The organism is Pseudoxanthomonas sp. GW835-FHT14C01 (assembly GCF_058793715.1).
In genome coordinates, this window is record NZ_JBXAGB010000001.1 from 206,596 (window position 1) to 221,647 (window position 15,052).

Annotated in this window: 16 protein-coding genes; 3 read left to right on the forward strand and 13 right to left on the reverse strand. The window is 66.0% G+C overall.

The window, feature by feature from the left end:
- Positions 1 to 4 precede the first annotated feature (4 nt).
- From AC1Q5B_RS00940 to AC1Q5B_RS00955, 4 genes are read right to left on the reverse strand one after another with little or no spacing between them, the layout of a single operon-like run.
- Positions 5 to 1,210 carry a TrbI/VirB10 family protein gene (locus AC1Q5B_RS00940; RefSeq protein ID WP_492629868.1) on the reverse strand — a complete coding sequence of 402 codons (1,206 nt, stop codon included), beginning with the start codon at positions 1,208 to 1,210 and terminating at the stop codon, positions 5 to 7.
- Positions 1,210 to 1,971, reverse strand: a complete 762-nt coding sequence (locus tag AC1Q5B_RS00945) for a TrbG/VirB9 family P-type conjugative transfer protein (RefSeq protein ID WP_492629869.1) — start codon at positions 1,969 to 1,971, stop codon at positions 1,210 to 1,212. Before AC1Q5B_RS00945 ends, AC1Q5B_RS00940 begins: the two co-directional genes overlap by 1 nt.
- Positions 1,968 to 2,885: a VirB8 family type IV secretion system protein gene (locus AC1Q5B_RS00950; RefSeq protein ID WP_492629870.1), complete on the reverse strand. Its 918-nt coding sequence runs from the start codon at positions 2,883 to 2,885 to the stop codon at positions 1,968 to 1,970. Before AC1Q5B_RS00950 ends, AC1Q5B_RS00945 begins: the two co-directional genes overlap by 4 nt.
- 16 nt (positions 2,886 to 2,901) lie before the next feature.
- Complete coding sequence (locus AC1Q5B_RS00955) at positions 2,902 to 3,351, reverse strand: TcpQ domain-containing protein (RefSeq protein WP_492629871.1); 450 nt, start codon at positions 3,349 to 3,351, stop codon at positions 2,902 to 2,904.
- 467 nt (positions 3,352 to 3,818) lie between these two features.
- Here AC1Q5B_RS00955 and AC1Q5B_RS00960 point away from each other — a divergent pair, with 467 nt between their 5' ends.
- From AC1Q5B_RS00960 to AC1Q5B_RS00970, 3 genes are all read left to right on the forward strand, one after another.
- Positions 3,819 to 4,577, forward strand: a complete 759-nt coding sequence (locus AC1Q5B_RS00960; protein WP_492629872.1) for a hypothetical protein — start codon at positions 3,819 to 3,821, stop codon at positions 4,575 to 4,577.
- Between the two features lie 39 nt (positions 4,578 to 4,616).
- Positions 4,617 to 6,287, forward strand: coding sequence for a type IV secretory system conjugative DNA transfer family protein (locus tag AC1Q5B_RS00965; RefSeq protein ID WP_492629873.1), 1,671 nt, complete (start codon positions 4,617 to 4,619; stop codon positions 6,285 to 6,287).
- Between the two features lie 69 nt (positions 6,288 to 6,356).
- The gene (locus tag AC1Q5B_RS00970) at positions 6,357 to 6,731 is read left to right on the forward strand and encodes a zf-TFIIB domain-containing protein (RefSeq protein WP_492629874.1); all 375 of its coding nucleotides are present in this window, start codon (positions 6,357 to 6,359) and stop codon (positions 6,729 to 6,731) included.
- Between the two features lie 14 nt (positions 6,732 to 6,745).
- Here AC1Q5B_RS00970 and AC1Q5B_RS00975 read toward each other — a convergent pair whose 3' ends face one another.
- The 9 genes from AC1Q5B_RS00975 to yegS all read right to left on the reverse strand — a co-directional run bounded on the left by AC1Q5B_RS00975 (position 6,746) and on the right by yegS (position 14,970).
- Positions 6,746 to 7,474 carry a haloacid dehalogenase-like hydrolase gene (locus tag AC1Q5B_RS00975; protein ID WP_492629875.1) on the reverse strand — a complete coding sequence of 243 codons (729 nt, stop codon included), beginning with the start codon at positions 7,472 to 7,474 and terminating at the stop codon, positions 6,746 to 6,748.
- Entirely contained in the window at positions 7,471 to 8,265 is a 795-nt protein-coding gene (gene trpC, locus AC1Q5B_RS00980; protein WP_492629876.1) for an indole-3-glycerol phosphate synthase TrpC, read from the reverse strand. The genes AC1Q5B_RS00975 and trpC overlap by 4 nt, the downstream gene beginning before the upstream one ends.
- A 50-nt stretch (positions 8,266 to 8,315) precedes the next feature.
- Positions 8,316 to 8,672, reverse strand: coding sequence for an antibiotic biosynthesis monooxygenase family protein (locus AC1Q5B_RS00985; protein WP_492629877.1), 357 nt, complete (start codon positions 8,670 to 8,672; stop codon positions 8,316 to 8,318).
- Between the two features lies 1 nt (position 8,673).
- The gene (gene trpD, locus AC1Q5B_RS00990) at positions 8,674 to 9,720 is read right to left on the reverse strand and encodes an anthranilate phosphoribosyltransferase (protein ID WP_492629878.1); all 1,047 of its coding nucleotides are present in this window, start codon (positions 9,718 to 9,720) and stop codon (positions 8,674 to 8,676) included.
- A gap of 103 nt (positions 9,721 to 9,823) precedes the next feature.
- Positions 9,824 to 10,402: an anthranilate synthase component II gene (locus AC1Q5B_RS00995; RefSeq protein ID WP_492629879.1), complete on the reverse strand. Its 579-nt coding sequence runs from the start codon at positions 10,400 to 10,402 to the stop codon at positions 9,824 to 9,826.
- Between the two features lie 3 nt (positions 10,403 to 10,405).
- Positions 10,406 to 11,173: an SIMPL domain-containing protein gene (locus AC1Q5B_RS01000; protein ID WP_492629880.1), complete on the reverse strand. Its 768-nt coding sequence runs from the start codon at positions 11,171 to 11,173 to the stop codon at positions 10,406 to 10,408.
- Between the two features lie 58 nt (positions 11,174 to 11,231).
- Complete coding sequence (locus AC1Q5B_RS01005; RefSeq protein WP_492629881.1) at positions 11,232 to 12,305, reverse strand: threonine aldolase family protein; 1,074 nt, start codon at positions 12,303 to 12,305, stop codon at positions 11,232 to 11,234.
- Positions 12,305 to 13,777, reverse strand: coding sequence for an anthranilate synthase component I (gene trpE / locus AC1Q5B_RS01010; RefSeq protein WP_492629882.1), 1,473 nt, complete (start codon positions 13,775 to 13,777; stop codon positions 12,305 to 12,307). The genes AC1Q5B_RS01005 and trpE overlap by 1 nt, the downstream gene beginning before the upstream one ends.
- A 260-nt stretch (positions 13,778 to 14,037) precedes the next feature.
- Positions 14,038 to 14,970: a lipid kinase YegS gene (yegS, locus tag AC1Q5B_RS01015; RefSeq protein WP_492629883.1), complete on the reverse strand. Its 933-nt coding sequence runs from the start codon at positions 14,968 to 14,970 to the stop codon at positions 14,038 to 14,040.
- Between the last annotated feature and the right edge of the window lie 82 nt (positions 14,971 to 15,052).

Consider the following 15,052-nt stretch of genomic DNA (forward strand, 5'->3'; position numbering starts at 1 on the left):
CCTGTCAGCGCATCACCGCGGAGAAGTCGACGTCGCGCGCGACATAGACGTTGACGATGGTGCCCTGGTTGATGGTCACGGTCGGCGGACGGGCCATGTTGCGGTCCAGCGCCATGTTCGCCAGTCGCTCCATGGTCCTGGCGGTGTTGCTCTCGTAAGGGTTCTGGACGATGGCGCCGTTGACGATGGACGTCTCCTGCGGGCCGTGCTTGGCGCCGGCGTACTTGAAGGCGTCGCTGAGCATGCTGATCAGCAAGGCCGACGAGATGCGCTGCGCCCAGTGCGCGGAGTAGTGGCCGGGATTGCCTGCCGCGCCCAGCATGTCGGTGCCGGGACTGCGCATGTTGACGTCCATGCCGGTGGGCGTGGTGATGCGGTCCCACACGATGGCGGCACGCTCGCCGATGATGGCCTCGGAGTTGTAGCTGCCCATCACCTTGGAGCCACGCGGCAGCAGCAGGCGCTTGCCGTTGACGGAGTACACCGGTTCGGTCACCACGCAGGACGTATAGCCCGGCACATCGGTGATCACGCGCGATTCGAGCACGCAGCGGATGTAGGTGCCCCGCAACAGAAGCGTATTGGGGTTGTAGAGCGGCTTGGCGCTGGTCATGCCCTCCGGCGCCTCGCGCGGCGTAGCGGGTCCCTGCCCCGCCTGTCCGGTCATCAGGGCGGCGTACTCCGCCATGCCAGGATCCTGGGGCGGAGCGGCAGGATCCACACCCCCTTCCCCGAACGTGCTCGCCATGTCGAGCATGCGGCGCTCGCGCAGCGTCGGCTCCTGCCGTCCAGGCAGTCCCGACGGCATGGCCATCATCGACGCCGTCGAGGAACCGGCGTCGTCGACGACGGGCAGGGGCGGCAGCTCCGGCTCGAGCGGCACCGGTGCCGCTTCGGGCGGCAATTCGGGCAGATCGCGCGGAGCGGCGGGAATCACCACCTGCTCGCCCTTGGCAGGCAACTGGTCCCGGTCGTTCTTCGAGGACAAGCCCCCGCTGAAGATCCAGAACACCACCAGCAGCATCAGCACGATGATGCCGGCAAGGAACAGCAATGCCTTGCGGTTGAGCCGCTGCACGTCGGCCGAGCGCAGGTAGGGCGCGTTCGCGTCTAGGTCGGGATCCGGCCCCGGACGCGCGGTCTGATAGGGATTCTGCGGGGGCACCCGCTCGGAGCCCATGTCCGGATGATCGTTCGGCGTCTGGTTCATTACTCCGGGCTCCTGCGCAGACCCACCACGTTGTCGCCGTGGCGGATGACCAAGTAGGGATACGTGCCGTGCACGACGATGGTGTCGTCCTGCACCGTCGAGTTGACGACGAATTCGTCGCCGTCCTGGCTGTCGCGCGCGAACACTACAGGGAAGTTGCCGCTGGGGAAGCGGGTGCGGTCGCCCATGCGGATGTAGGTGAAGCGGCGATCGTCGTAGACCGTCGTCGGCACCAGCCAGGTCGGCCCACGCTTGCGCTGCGCGTATTCGTAGTTGAAGTGGTAGGCCCGCCCCGGCTCGACGTCGGTGCTGAGCTCCGACGCCGGTTCCTGCGGCCGGGCATTCGTGCCCGCGAAGCTGGTGTCGCCGGGATAGGCGAACTTGATGCGGTACTGCACGCCGGCCGCGCGCGCCTGGTCCAGTACGCGCCAGTCCGTCGCCACCACCTTCAGTTCGAAGATGTACGAGTGCGCCGCGGTACGCACCAGCAGATTGGTGTCGACATCGACGTTTTTCGGTTTCAGGTAGAACACGTTGCCACGACGGCTGATGTCCCAGCCGCCACTGAAGCCCGTGCTGAAATCGAGGATTTCCTCGTGCGGCGACAGCTCGATCTGCGTGGTGATGCCGAGGCCGGTGCGCACCGGATACACCTTGTCGGGCGCATACGTGTACTCCTCAATCACTTGCGCGAGCGCAGGCAGCGTCAGGAGCATCAGGCCGATCGCGGCCAAACGCAGCAGGGCGTCCTTCAACCTCATCGTTGGGGCACTCCAGGTCGAGTCTCTGGTTCCGACTGTTCCGCAGGCTGCGGGATGGCCGGCACATCGTTTTCGTTGGGGGTGGCGGTATCCGTCGCTGGAGCGACGGCCGACGTCGATGCGGGCTGCATGGGGGGAACAGGCGCGGGCGCAGCCGGCGGTGCCGGGAACTCGCGCTCGGGCACCGTTGCCGCGGCGAAATCGTCGTCGACCCGATAGTTGGTCACGCGGAACCCGAGCGGATTCAGCAACCGGTCTTCCTCGCTCAGACGGAGATCCGGGTTGTAGGTGAATTCCAGCGTGGCGATGCGGCTGTCCAGCGGCTGCACCTGGCCGCGCGCCTTGTCGTAGAGGCTGCGCTGGAAACGCACGGTCGCACCGGTGGGACGCGCGCCCGGGCCTCCCCCGATCAGGACGATGCTTAGGATGCGCGTACGCACCGAACTGGCCCCGCCATACAGGCGGAACGGCCGCTCGGGATTGCTCTCCGAGTGCAGCGCGATGTAGGCCGGCGACACCGCCGGGCCAGCCATCGCGAGCGTCGTCCGCCAGTTGCGCTGGCCGATCAATCCCGAATCGTAGGACTCGCGCGCCAGCACGAACTGCGCGACGTTGCTCTTGTTGATCGCTTCCTCGGTGGTGACGTCGCGATCCTGGAAGTTCCCCGACAGGCGCGCCACGCTGGCGGTGCCCGTGTAGGGATCGGCCATCACGAGGTACGGGACCTTTTCCTTCAGCGGCAGGAAAAGGAAATAGCCCCCCGCGAGGATCAGCGACATCACGATGGCGGACCACGCGACGAGCCAGGCGCGCCGCTCGCTCTTGCGTGCGCGCTCCGCGAGCGTCAGCTCGAAGCTGACGCCCTGGGCCACAGCGCGGTCGATATCAGGGGAGGACGTCTTCTTCTTGAACATGCGCGGGCCGTCGCCTTCAGTCGCCCAGTGCGGCGGCAGGCGCCACGTCCGACGCGGGTGACGATGCCTGGCTCACGATGATCCGCGGCCGTTCGACGACGACCTGCACGCCCTGCTCCGCATACGCGGCCGACAACGACGTAGCGGCATCTTCCAGGCTGCTCGTGCGTATCTGCGCGACCGGCGCATGCAGCGTGTAGTCGTTCGAATGCAGATATACCAGCGTCAGCTTCGCATCCTTGGCCCAGCGACCCAGCATGGTCCTGAGCGTGCCGTCGGCGGGGGACGCCTGGTAAATGTAGGCCTGCTGCAACGGAATGGCCTGTGGCGCTTCCGCAAAGCGGTTCACCGGGCGCCAGCGCCCATTGATGTCCGCGGCCTGCGGCGTGGCGCATCCTGCGACCATCAGCGGCACCATCACGACACACGACACCCTCATCTTGCGAAGAACGACGTTCAGGATCACGAATCCACCTTTCTGCAATCGTCGGCAACAGACATCCGATGCGCCTCCCCGACGGGATGCGTCACGGCACTGATGAATGTCTCCGGGTGGCAATGCGCGCCCATGCGCGCCGGGATCCACGATCGTCCCGAGCCTGTCGCCTTGCACAGGACAACGGCCTGCGCATTACCCCCTGTATTCGCATCCATGCGCTCACACTCCTTTGACGCTCATGCGACCTTTAACGCGCGTCGCACGTTGAATCCGCGTACTGCATCACGACAGTCGCGCCGAACATAGCCACGCGCTTTTGTGTCGTCAACCTAAATCAAAAAGTAAACATGTGTACGACGATCTTCACTGTCATTAACCGCGCTCACGAAAGCCCATAAAACAAAGCGCGTGTTGCAATTGGATGAAATTCCAAGCGCAGGTTCGATCATCAATGTGAAGGAACTTGTAAAAGAAGGAACAGGGTCACATCGAATGTGAAAACATTCTTCACTGCGATGAATGAAGAATGCTTTCATTCGATGGGACTCACGGATGCTGTAGGAAATTTCCTACGAACCGGATCCATCCTTGATCGCTCGAATGAAAATTATCTCTGGCATCATGCCGATGCCGAGGTTGCGGAAACTCCTCGCGTGACAAGGGACGATATGGAACCGTCGAAGATGGATGAGTTCGTCGCCAACGCGGCATTGCTGGCGGCGCATCTGACAGAGCAGTGCAACAAGGCGGCGGCGGTGCAGCAGGCCTCCGCGCAGGAACTCCAGGCATCCGCCATCGTGGTCAGGAAGACCATCGAGGAGGGCAAGCGCGAAATGAGCGAACAGGCGCGCAGCGCCGTACACGATGCGCTCGCACAGGAAATTCCCGCGGCGACGCACAGCATCGGCGAAACCGCGGTGCGACTCCGCCAAGTGGCCGACCACCTGCAGCGTGAACAGGTGCAGCTCTCGCAGCGCGCTCGCTTCCTCGGCTGGAAATCGCTGGGTGCGCTGTCGGCCGCCAGCGTACTGCTGGTCGCGGGAAGCGGCTACGCGGCGTGGCACAACGTACAGCGCTCTGAGCGCGCGAAGGTCGACGCGGAAGTGCTGGAGGCCTTGCAGCACGTCACCATCACTTCGTGCGGCGGGCAGCCCTGCATCAAATTGCAGGACGGCCTGCCGCGCTGGCAGAAGAATGATCAGTACGTGCTGATCGACACGGCAGGAAAGCAGGAAAGCGGCGGCAGGGACTGACGCCGCGACGACATCCATCACGGAACGACAGGGGGCAGCTTGGGCAGTACACGCGTTGTGATCATCCTGGTGCTGGCCGCGCTCGCGGCCATCGGCGCGCTCTATCTCTCCGGCTACCTGGCGCTGCTGTTCCTCGGGCTCGATGGCGGCCTGGTCGGCGCCGGCACCTACGTCGACTACCTCAAACACCTCGACCATCCGCGCGTGCAACCCTACGCGTGGCGCATCAAGACCGCCGGTGCGGTGGGCGGCGGGCTGATGCTGCTCCTCTGGGCGGCGCTGTCGGTCATGGTCTACAAGCTGCGCAGCTACCGGAACCTGCACGGACGCGCGCGCTTCGCCGGCATGATCGATCTGGCGAACAAGGGCTTCCTGGCGAGCAAGGACACCGGCATCGTCGTCGGCCAGATGAACGGCAAGCTGCTGCGCCTGTCGGGGCAGCAGTTCGTGGTGCTCGCCGCGCCGACCCGCTCGGGCAAGGGCGTGGGCGTGGTGATTCCCAACCTGCTCGACTACCGCGAATCCGCCGTGGTGCTGGACATCAAGCAGGAGAACTTCGATCTGACCTCGGGCTGGCGACAGTCGATCGGCCACGAGGTGTACCTGTTCAATCCGTTCGCCGAGGACCGGCGCAGCCATCGCTGGAATCCGATGACGTATGTGTCGCCGGATCCCGCCTTCCGCGTCTCGGACCTGCAGAGCATCGCGGCCATGCTGTATCCCGATGGCGACGACAAGGACAAGTTCTGGGTCAGCCAGGCGCGCAATGCCTTCCTCGCCTTCGCGCTGTACCTGTTCGAACGCCACGACCACGACCGCACTGCGGAACCGCCGACCCTGGGCGCGGTGTTGCGCCTGTCGTCGGGCGATGGCGGCGAAATGAAGCCCTACCTGCAGAAGCTGGTGGAGGCGCCCTTCCTCAGCGGCCAGGCGCGGACCGCCTTCGCCGGCCTGTTGTCGCAGGCGGACGTGACGTTCGCCTCCATCATCGGCTCCTTCCGCGAACCGCTGAATCCCTGGCTGAATCCGGTGCTGGACGCCGCGACCAGCGCCGACAATTTCCGCCTCGACGACGTGCGCCGCCGGAGGATGACGATCTACGTCGGCATCCAGCCCAACAAGCTGGCCGAGAGCCGGCTGATCGTGAACCTGTTCTTCAGCCAGCTGATCAACGTCAACACCAAGGTGCTGCCGCAGAACGATCCCGGCCTGAAGCACCAGTGCCTGCTGCTGATGGACGAGTTCACCGCGATCGGCCGCGTCGACATCATCGCCAAGGCGGTCGCCTACATGGCCGGTTACAACCTGCGCCTGCTGCCGATCATCCAGTCGATGGCGCAGCTGGACGCGGTATACGGCAAGGAACTGTCGCGCACGATCATCACCAACCACGCGCTGCAGATCATCTATGCCCCGCGCGAGCAGCAGGATGCCAACGACTACTCCGAGATGCTGGGCTTCACCACCATCAAGCGCCGCGCCCGCACGCGCTCGCACGGCCACGGGCGCAACGTGTCCGACAACGAGGTGCTGGAGAAGCGCGCCCTGATGCTGCCGCAGGAATTGAAGGCGATGGGGCCGGAGAAGGAGATCGTGCTGTACGAGGGCCTCGCCCATCCGATCCTGTGCCGCAAGGTCCGGTACTACAAGGACAGCTACTTCACCAAGCGCCTGCTGCCGAAGGTCGCGATCGACCCCCTGCGGCTGTAGCACGGCTGTCCCTGGCAACGGCCGAGGTCCACGGTAGAATCCCGCCGTCCGCCCTTCCGAGATGCCGCCATGCAATGTCCCAAGTGCCAAGGCACGATGGAACTCGTCGTCGAACCCGAAGCCAGCGCGCATCGCTGCACCCGCTGCAAGGGGCTCTGGTTCGAGATGATGGCGCACGAAACCCTCAAGCATCGTGCCGAGGAGATCGACACGGGCGATCCGGCGCAGGGCGAGGAATGCAACAAGGTCGACCGGATCAAGTGCCCGGTCTGCATCGGCAACCGCGACCTGATCCGCATGGTCGACCCGCAGCAGCCGCATATCTGGTTCGAAAGCTGCAAGAACTGCTACGGCCGCTTCTACGACGCGGGCGAGTACCAGGATTTCGCCGAGATCGAGTTCGCGGATCTGATCAAGGACTGGAACGCGCCGGAACGGATCTGAGCCGGCGCCGTCGGTCAGGTCGCGCGCGCGCCCGCGCCGCCGCGATCCTTGCAACCCCAGTTGAGGATGGGCGTGCCCGGCGGCAGCACGCGGCGGAACATCGCCACCCGCGCGGCCTTCGGATTCACCACCACCGGCGCGCGCGCCGCTTTCAGCAGCGGCAGGTCGGCGCTGCTGTCCGAGTACGCCACGGCGATTTCGCCGTAGCCGCGCTCGCGCAACATGCGCATCTTCTCTTCGTTGTGGCAGTGACGCGTCGCTACCACCGCGCCCAGGCGGGGACCGACGGCGGTGCCGATGACCGGCACGTCTTCGTGGGCGACGAAGCTCAGGATCGCACGCGCCAGTTCCGGTGGCGCGCCGGTCGCGACCACCACGTTGTCGCCGCCGGCACGGTGCTCGCGGAATACGTCAAGCGCGTGCGGCAGCAGGCGCTGCTGCACCTCGTCGCGATGGGTCGCCACGTACTGGTCGATCAGCGCGTCGAAACTTCGGCGCCCATGCAGGCCGAAGGTGCCGATCCAGATGTAGCCGGAAATCCCGCGCCGGCGCGTCGGCAGGAAGGCCACCATCGGCCCCAGCACGAGGGACGCGGCCAGCGCCGCGACCGTACGCAGCGGATTGCGCTGGATCAGCCACTTGACCAAGTGACCGCCGGAATCGCCGTCGTACAGCGTGTGGTCGAAATCGAAGACGACGACCGGGGCATCGGCGCGCGGCGTCGGATAGGAAGCGTCCGTCATGCCGCGAAGAATAGCTGACGCAGCGCCTCGCCGGGCTCTTCGGCGCGCATGAAGGTCTCGCCGACCAGGAACGCATTGATGCCGGCATCGCGCATGATCGCCACGTCCGCGGGCGCGAGGATGCCGCTCTCGGTCACCAGCAGGCGGTCCTTCGGCACAGCGTCCTTCATGTCCAGCGTGGTCTGCAGCGAGACCTCGAACGTGCGCAGGTTGCGGTTGTTGATCCCGACCAGGGGCACCGGCACCTGCAGGGCTCGCTCCAGTTCATCAATGTCGTGCACTTCCACCAGCACGTCCATGCCCAGCTGCATCGCCAGGCCCGACAGGTCGACCAGTTGCCCGTCGTCCAGCGCCGCCACGATCAGCAGGATGCAGTCCGCGCCCAGCACGCGCGCCTCGTACACCTGGTACGGATCGACGGTGAAGTCCTTGCGCAGCACCGGCAGCGTGCACGCATCGCGCGCCTGCCTCAGGTAGTCGTCCGCCCCCTGGAAGAAGTCGACATCGGTCAGCACCGACAGACAGGCCGCGCCGCCGAACTCGTAGCTCACCGCGATATCGGCCGGCCGGAAGTCAGGACGGATCACGCCTTTCGACGGACTGGCCTTCTTCACTTCGGCGATCACCGCCGGATCACCCTGCGCGATCATCGCGTTCAGTGCATCGGCGAAACCCCGCGCCGGTGACGCGTCATCGATCTGCGCCCGCAGGTCCGCCAAGGGGACGCGTGCACTGCGTGCCGCGATCTCTTCCGCCTTGCGGGCGAGGATGGTGGTCAGGATGTCGCTCATGGAGTCCTTCTGGCCGGCGTTTTGGCCCGCACGGAGCCGTATTCTCGCATTTATCCGCGGGGCGGCGCCGCGCGGTCCCAGCCATACGCCCGTTCGACCTTGGCCACCCGCAACTCGAAATGTTCATACCAGTCGCGGCGCCCCTGCTCGCGCGCGGCAGTGTGCTCGGCATGCTGGCGCCAGGCACGGATGGCGTCCTCGCTTTCCCAGTACGCCACGGTGATGCCGAAACCATCGGCGCCACGCGTGGACTCCATGCCGAGGAAGCCGGGCTGCTGCACGGCCAACTCGACCATGCGCTCTGCCATCGCGCTGTAGCCCGCATCATCATGCGCGTTGCGCTGCGAGGAGAAGATCACCGCGTAGTACGGCGGCTTGGGAAGCGTCGCGAATCCACCACCTGCCATCTCATGCCCCTGCGTTCTGCCGGCCCAATGCCTGGGTCGTGGCCACGAAGTGCTGCAGGCGCTCCAGCGCCTTGCCGCTGGCGATCGCTTCGCGCGAACGGACGATGCCCTCCTCGATGCTTTCCGCCACGCCGGCCACGTACAGTGCGGCACCCGCATTCAGCACCACGATCTCGCGCGCCGGACCCGGGCGGTTGTCCAGCACGCCCAGCAGCATCGCCTTGGATTCGGCGGCGTCGCCCACGCGCAGGTTGCGGCTGGCAGCCATCGCGATGCCGAAGTCCTCGGGGTGCAGTTCGTACTCGCGCACTTCCCCATCGCGCAGTTCGCCGACCAGAGTACCGGCGCCCAGCGACAGTTCGTCCATGCCGTCGCGGCCCCACACCACCAGCGCGCGCTCGGCGCCGAGTTCCTGCAGCACGCGCGCCTGGATGCCGACGAGATCAGGATGGAACACGCCCATCAGGATGCTCGGCGCACCAGCCGGATTGGTCAGCGGCCCGAGGATGTTGAAGATCGTGCGCACACCCATTTCCCGGCGCACCGGCGCGACGACCTTCATCGCCGGATGGTGGACGGGCGCGAACATGAAGCCGATGCCGGCCTGCGCAATGGATTCCGCCACCTGTGCCGGCTGCAGCTCGATGTCGGCACCCAGCGCTTCCAGCACGTCGGCGCTGCCCGACTTCGACGAGACGCTGCGGTTGCCGTGCTTGGCGACGCGCGCGCCCGCCGCCGCCGCGACGAACATGGAACAGGTCGAGATGTTGAAGGTATGCGAGCCATCGCCCCCGGTACCGACGATATCGACCAGATGCGTGCGGTCGGCGACATCGACGGTGCGCGAGAACTCCCGCATCACCGTGGCCGCACCGGCGATCTCACCGACGGTTTCCTTCTTCACGCGCAGGCCGGTCAGGATCGCGGACGTCATCGTCGGCGACACATCGCCACGCATGATCTGCCGCATCAGGTCGACCATCTCGTCGTGGAAGATCTCGCGATGCTCGATCGTGCGCTGCAGGGCTTCTTGGGGGGTCAATGGCATCTTCGGTTGCCTGTGGGAGCGGGCCATGCCCGCGATACGCTGGGTGCCTGACAGGGAAAGCATCGCGGGCATGGCCCGCTCCTGCAAAGGCAGGTGTCGGAGATCATCGCTCCAGGAAATTCTTCAGCAGCGCGTGGCCATGCTCGGTCAGGATCGATTCCGGATGGAACTGCACGCCCTCGACCGGATACTCGCGATGGCGTAGCCCCATGATCTCCTCGAAGCTGCCATCCTCGTTTTCGGTCCACGCCGTGACTTCCAGCGCGTCGGGAAGACTGCTGCGCTCCACCACCAGCGAGTGGTAGCGCGTGGCCTCGTAGGCATCGGGTAACCCGGCGAACACGCCTTTTCCTTCATGGCGGATGCGCGAGGTCTTGCCATGCATGATCCGGCCGGCCCGTATGACGTTGCCGCCATACGCCTGGCCGAGGCTCTGGTGCCCCAGGCAGACGCCGAGAATCGGCGTTGTCGCGCCGAGCCGCTCGATGATCTCCAGCGAGACGCCGGCTTCGTTCGGCGTGCATGGACCAGGCGAGATGACGATGCGCTCGGGCGCGAGCTTCGCGATCTCATCCACCGTCATCGCATCGTTGCGCACCACCTTCACCTCGGCCCCCAGCGATTGCAGGTACTGCACGAGGTTGTAGGTGAAGCTGTCGTAGTTGTCGATCATCAACAGCATGGGTCAGTCCGCCAGCAGGAATACGGTGTAGATCTTGTCGGAATAGTTCACATAGCCGGCCTGCAGCGAGACATCAACGCCAGCACGATCGAGGCGGCTGCCCGTCACCGTGATTCGGTCAAGTGCGCCATTGCTCTTCCATTCGTAACGCACCGGCCAGTCGCCCTCGCTGACGCCATACTCGAACTGGGGCGCAACGTCCGACACGCTGTATACCGGGCCAAGACGGGCGCCATACGCTCGTGCGATCACTTCCGCTTTCTCGCGGGAGGACGCGATGGTGTTCTCGCGCAGGGCCTTGCGCAATTCCGGCTCGGTGCTCAGTTCGGTGGTCACTTCCGAGATGCGTAATGCCTGTGATGTTTCGACCGTCGACAAGAAGCGCTCCAGGTCCGCCTGTTTCGAGAAACGCGCGGTCAGCGATCGACTCACCTGCGTACCGACGAATACCTGCTCCTGGAGCTTCTGGTCGTACCGTTGCTTGGGGCCGATCTGCAACGAAGTCGCGACAATCTCCGCGGAGGGAACCCCGACAGCCTTGAGTTTGGCAAGGGTATCGGCCACATGCTGCTCGACGGCGCGGCGCGCAACATCGGGATTGAGATCCGTGCACTCGAACTGGATCGAAATCTTGAAACGATCCGGAATGGCCCGTGCCTGCGCATCTCCATAGACCAGGATGTGGCGCGTCGGCAGAAGCGCGTTGATCTGGGCGGCCAGATGGGGGGACACCGTCATCGCGACGGCAAGCAGCAGATAACGCAGGCTCATGAGGTTCCTCCGGTTGGGGTACCTGTCTGGCAAACGCGCCAACCGCGGGAGCGGGGTTTCAACCGGGTTCATTGGCCTGCTTCTCCCTGTCGAGCTGCACCAGTACGACCGCAAACGCTTCGATGGCGGATTCCGGCGTCGCCCACGACGTCATCAGCCGGATCACGGTGGTACCGTCGCCGCGGCGCTCCCAGGTCTCGAACTCGACCTGCTGCTGCAGGCGTTCGACGACGGCGTTCGGCAGGACCGGAAACACCTGGTTGCTGGGCGAGTCCACGGCCAGCGGTACGCCGGCCTGGTGCAGCACTTCCCGCAACCGTTCGGCCATGACGTTCGCATGCGTGGCCAGCACGAAGTACAGACCGTCCTCGAACAGGGCTTCGAACTGCGCACCGACCACCATGCCCTTGGCCAGCATCGCGCCACGCTGCTTGATGACGTGACGGAACTCCGTGCGCAGGATGGGGTTGACGATGACCAGTGCCTCGCCCAGCAGCGCACCGTTCTTGGTGCCCCCGATGTAGAAGGCATCGGCCTGGGTCGACAGCAGCGCCAGGTCGACATCGTTGCCTGGCGTGGTCAGCGCGGACGCGAGGCGTGCGCCGTCGACGTAGAGCAGCAGCCCGCGGTTCCGGCAGAACTCGCCCAGCGCCTGCAGCTCGGCGGCGCTGTAGAGCGTGCCCCATTCGGTGGTGTTGGAGATGTAGACCACCCGCGGTTTCACCATGTGTTCGCCGCTGTGGCCGTCGACGCAGGGCTGGATCAGTTCCGGACTCAACTTGCCGTCGGGCGTGGCGACCGTCAGCACCTTGTGGCCGCTGGCCTCGATGGCGCCGGCCTCGTGCGTGGCGATATGCCCGCTGGCCGGCGCGACCACGGCTTCGTGCGGGCGCAGGAACGCGGCCAGCGCGACGAGATTGGTCTGCGTGCCGCCCGCGAGGAAATGCACGTCGGCATCGCGTGCGAGACGGTCGCGGATCAGGGCAGCGGCGCGGGCGCTGTGGACGTCGAGGCCGTAGCCACGGTTTATCTCCGCGCTCGCCACGGCCAGCGCCTGCAGCAGGCGCGGGTGCGCGCCCTCGCTGTAGTCGTTGCGCAGGCTGATCTTCGCGTTGTCGATGGCCAGCTCCATCACAGCCCCTTCGCCGCTTCGGCCACGGCGCGGAACAGCGCGCGGCCCTTGTTCATCGTCTCGTCCCATTCCTTCTCGGGATCGGAGTCGTAGACGATGCCGGCGCCGGCCTGCACGTGCAGGCGACCGTCCTTGATGACGGCGGTACGGATCGCGATGGCGGTGTCGGCGTCGCCATGCCAGCCGATGTAACCGATGCTGCCGGCATAGACATTGCGCCTGATCGGTTCCAGTTCGCGGATCACTTCCAGCGCGCGGATCTTCGGTGCGCCGCTGACGGTGCCGGCCGGGAACGTCGCACGCAGCACGTCCGCATAACTGAGGCCCGGCAACAGCTTGCCGGTGACTTCGCTGACGATATGCATGACATGGCTGTAACGCTCGATGACGAACTGCTCGCCCACCTGCACCGTACCGGCTTCCGATACGCGGCCGGTGTCGTTGCGGCCCAGGTCGATCAGCATCAGGTGTTCCGCGCGCTCCTTGGGGTCGGCCAGCAGTTCGGCTTCCAGCGCGACGTCTTCGTCATGCGTCTTTCCACGCGGACGCGTACCGGCGATCGGGCGCACGGTGACTTCGTTGTTCTCGAGCCGTACCAGGATTTCCGGCGAAGAGCCGACCACCTGCACATCGCCGACATCCAGGAAGTACATGTAGGGCGATGGATTCAGCGCGCGCAGCGCGCGGTAGACGTCCACCGGCCGCGCATTGAACGGCACGCTCAGCCGCTGGCTCAGCACGACCTGGAAGATGTCGCCGGCGCGGATGTATTCCTTGGACTGTTCGACCGCGGCGATGAAGCCGTCATGGGTGAAGCCGGACACGAAGTGGCTTTCGTCCAGCACGTCGCGGGTGATCGGCGTGGGGTACGACCCCGGCTGGCGCAGCTTGCCCGTCAGCACGTCCAGCCGAGCCTGCGCCTGCTGCCAGGCATCCGGCCCGCGCGGATCGGCGTGGACGATCAGGTACAGCCGGCCCTTGAGGTTGTCGAAGACCGCGACCTCTTCCGACAGCATCAGCAGGATGTCGGGCGTGCCGAGTTCGTCGGGTTTGTCGCCGGTCGCCAATCGCGGCTCGATGTAGCCGATGCACTCGAAGCCGAACCAGCCGACCAGGCCGCCGGCGAAGCCGGGCAGGCCTTCGAGCTTCGGCACCGCGTAGGCGGCGCGCAGCGCTTCGACTTCGGCGAAGGGATCGGCGACCTCGCGCGTCTCGACCAGTTGGCCATGGTCGTGGATCTGCAGCGTGTGGCCGCGGAACGTCGCCACGCGGCGCACCGGCAGGCCGATGATGGAATAGCGGCCGAAGCGCTCGCCGCCTTCCACCGATTCGAACAGGTAGGTATGCGGCGCGTCGGCGAGTTTCAGGTAGACCGAGAGCGGCGTGTCCAGGTCGGACAGCACTTCACGGACGACGGGGATGCGGTTGAAACCTTCAGCAGCGTACTGCTGGAACTGGGCGTGCGAGATCAAGCGGGCTTTCCTTCCGGGACACGGTGGCGATACGGGCGACGGCAACGGGCCACCATCGCCAGCCAAGGCGTGCGGAATCTTCGGAAAGCGGGAGCGCGGGATGGGACACGGGCCTACTTTACCCGACGCATCGGGCCGACGGCCACTGGGGACAGCATGAATCACCACCGGTATCCCCGCGCAGGTGGGGATCCCGTGGCGTCACGCCGCTGACCCGCCTTCGCGGGAATGACGAGCAGGGGCGCGCTTTCGGAGCGTCGCTAAGGTTGCAGACGCAACGGACAGCCTGCGGGCAGGTGCATGCGGACGCGCCCGGGCACGCACTCGATGTGGAAACGACGGGACTGCACAGGCTCGCCATCCAGGTTGAGGGTCAGCGGCTGGTCGGCCTCCACGTCGACCCACGGCAGCCGCACGCGGGTGGCGACGCGGTCCAGCGCGGCATGCTTGCCGTCCTTCACCAGCGTGCCGACGGTGGCGGCGACCTCGCCGGACAGCTCCGGCACGATGGTCAGGTCCAGCAGGCCGTCGTCGACCAGCGCATCCGGGCAGAGCGCCTGCCCGCCGCCGGCCTGGCGTCCGTTGCCGATGCCGAGCGCGATGAAGTCGCCCTGCCAGTCGAACTCCGGACCACGCACGCGCGCCGTCATCGGCTCGATGCGGCCGAGCTTGGCGATCCCGGTGATCAGGTAGGCCAGCCCGCCGAGCATCTTCTTCAGGCCCTCGTCGGTCTCCACGGTGACCTCGGTGCCGAAGCCACCGCTGGCAAGGTTGGCGCACCAGTGCGGACCGTCCTCGGCCTCGATGCGCAGCAAGTCCATCGGGACCGCAGCGACATCGCGGACCAGTCGCAACGCGGGCAAGGCGTCATCGGGAATGCCGGCAGCGGTGGCGAAGTCGTTGGCCGTCCCCAGCGGCACCAACCCGAGCGAGGGCAGCGCCGCGGCCTGCGGGTCCCGGTGGGCGAGCGTCGTCGCGACCTCGCTGAGCGTGCCGTCGCCGCCGGCGGCGATGACGGTGTCCACGCCATCGGCGATCGCGTCGGCGACATAGCGTTCGGCATCGCCGTCTTCCCACGTCACCCGCACGTCCAGCGCGATGCCGTCCTGGCGCATCGTGCGGACGGCTTCGCGCAGGTCGTCGTCGCCCGCGGATTTGCCGTTGAGGATCAGGCGCCAGCGGGGTGCGGTCATGGGGGAGTCCTTGAGGGTGGCGCGAGGATAGCCGCTCTCCTGTAGGAACGACGTGAGTCGCGACCGCAGATCGTCGGTTCCA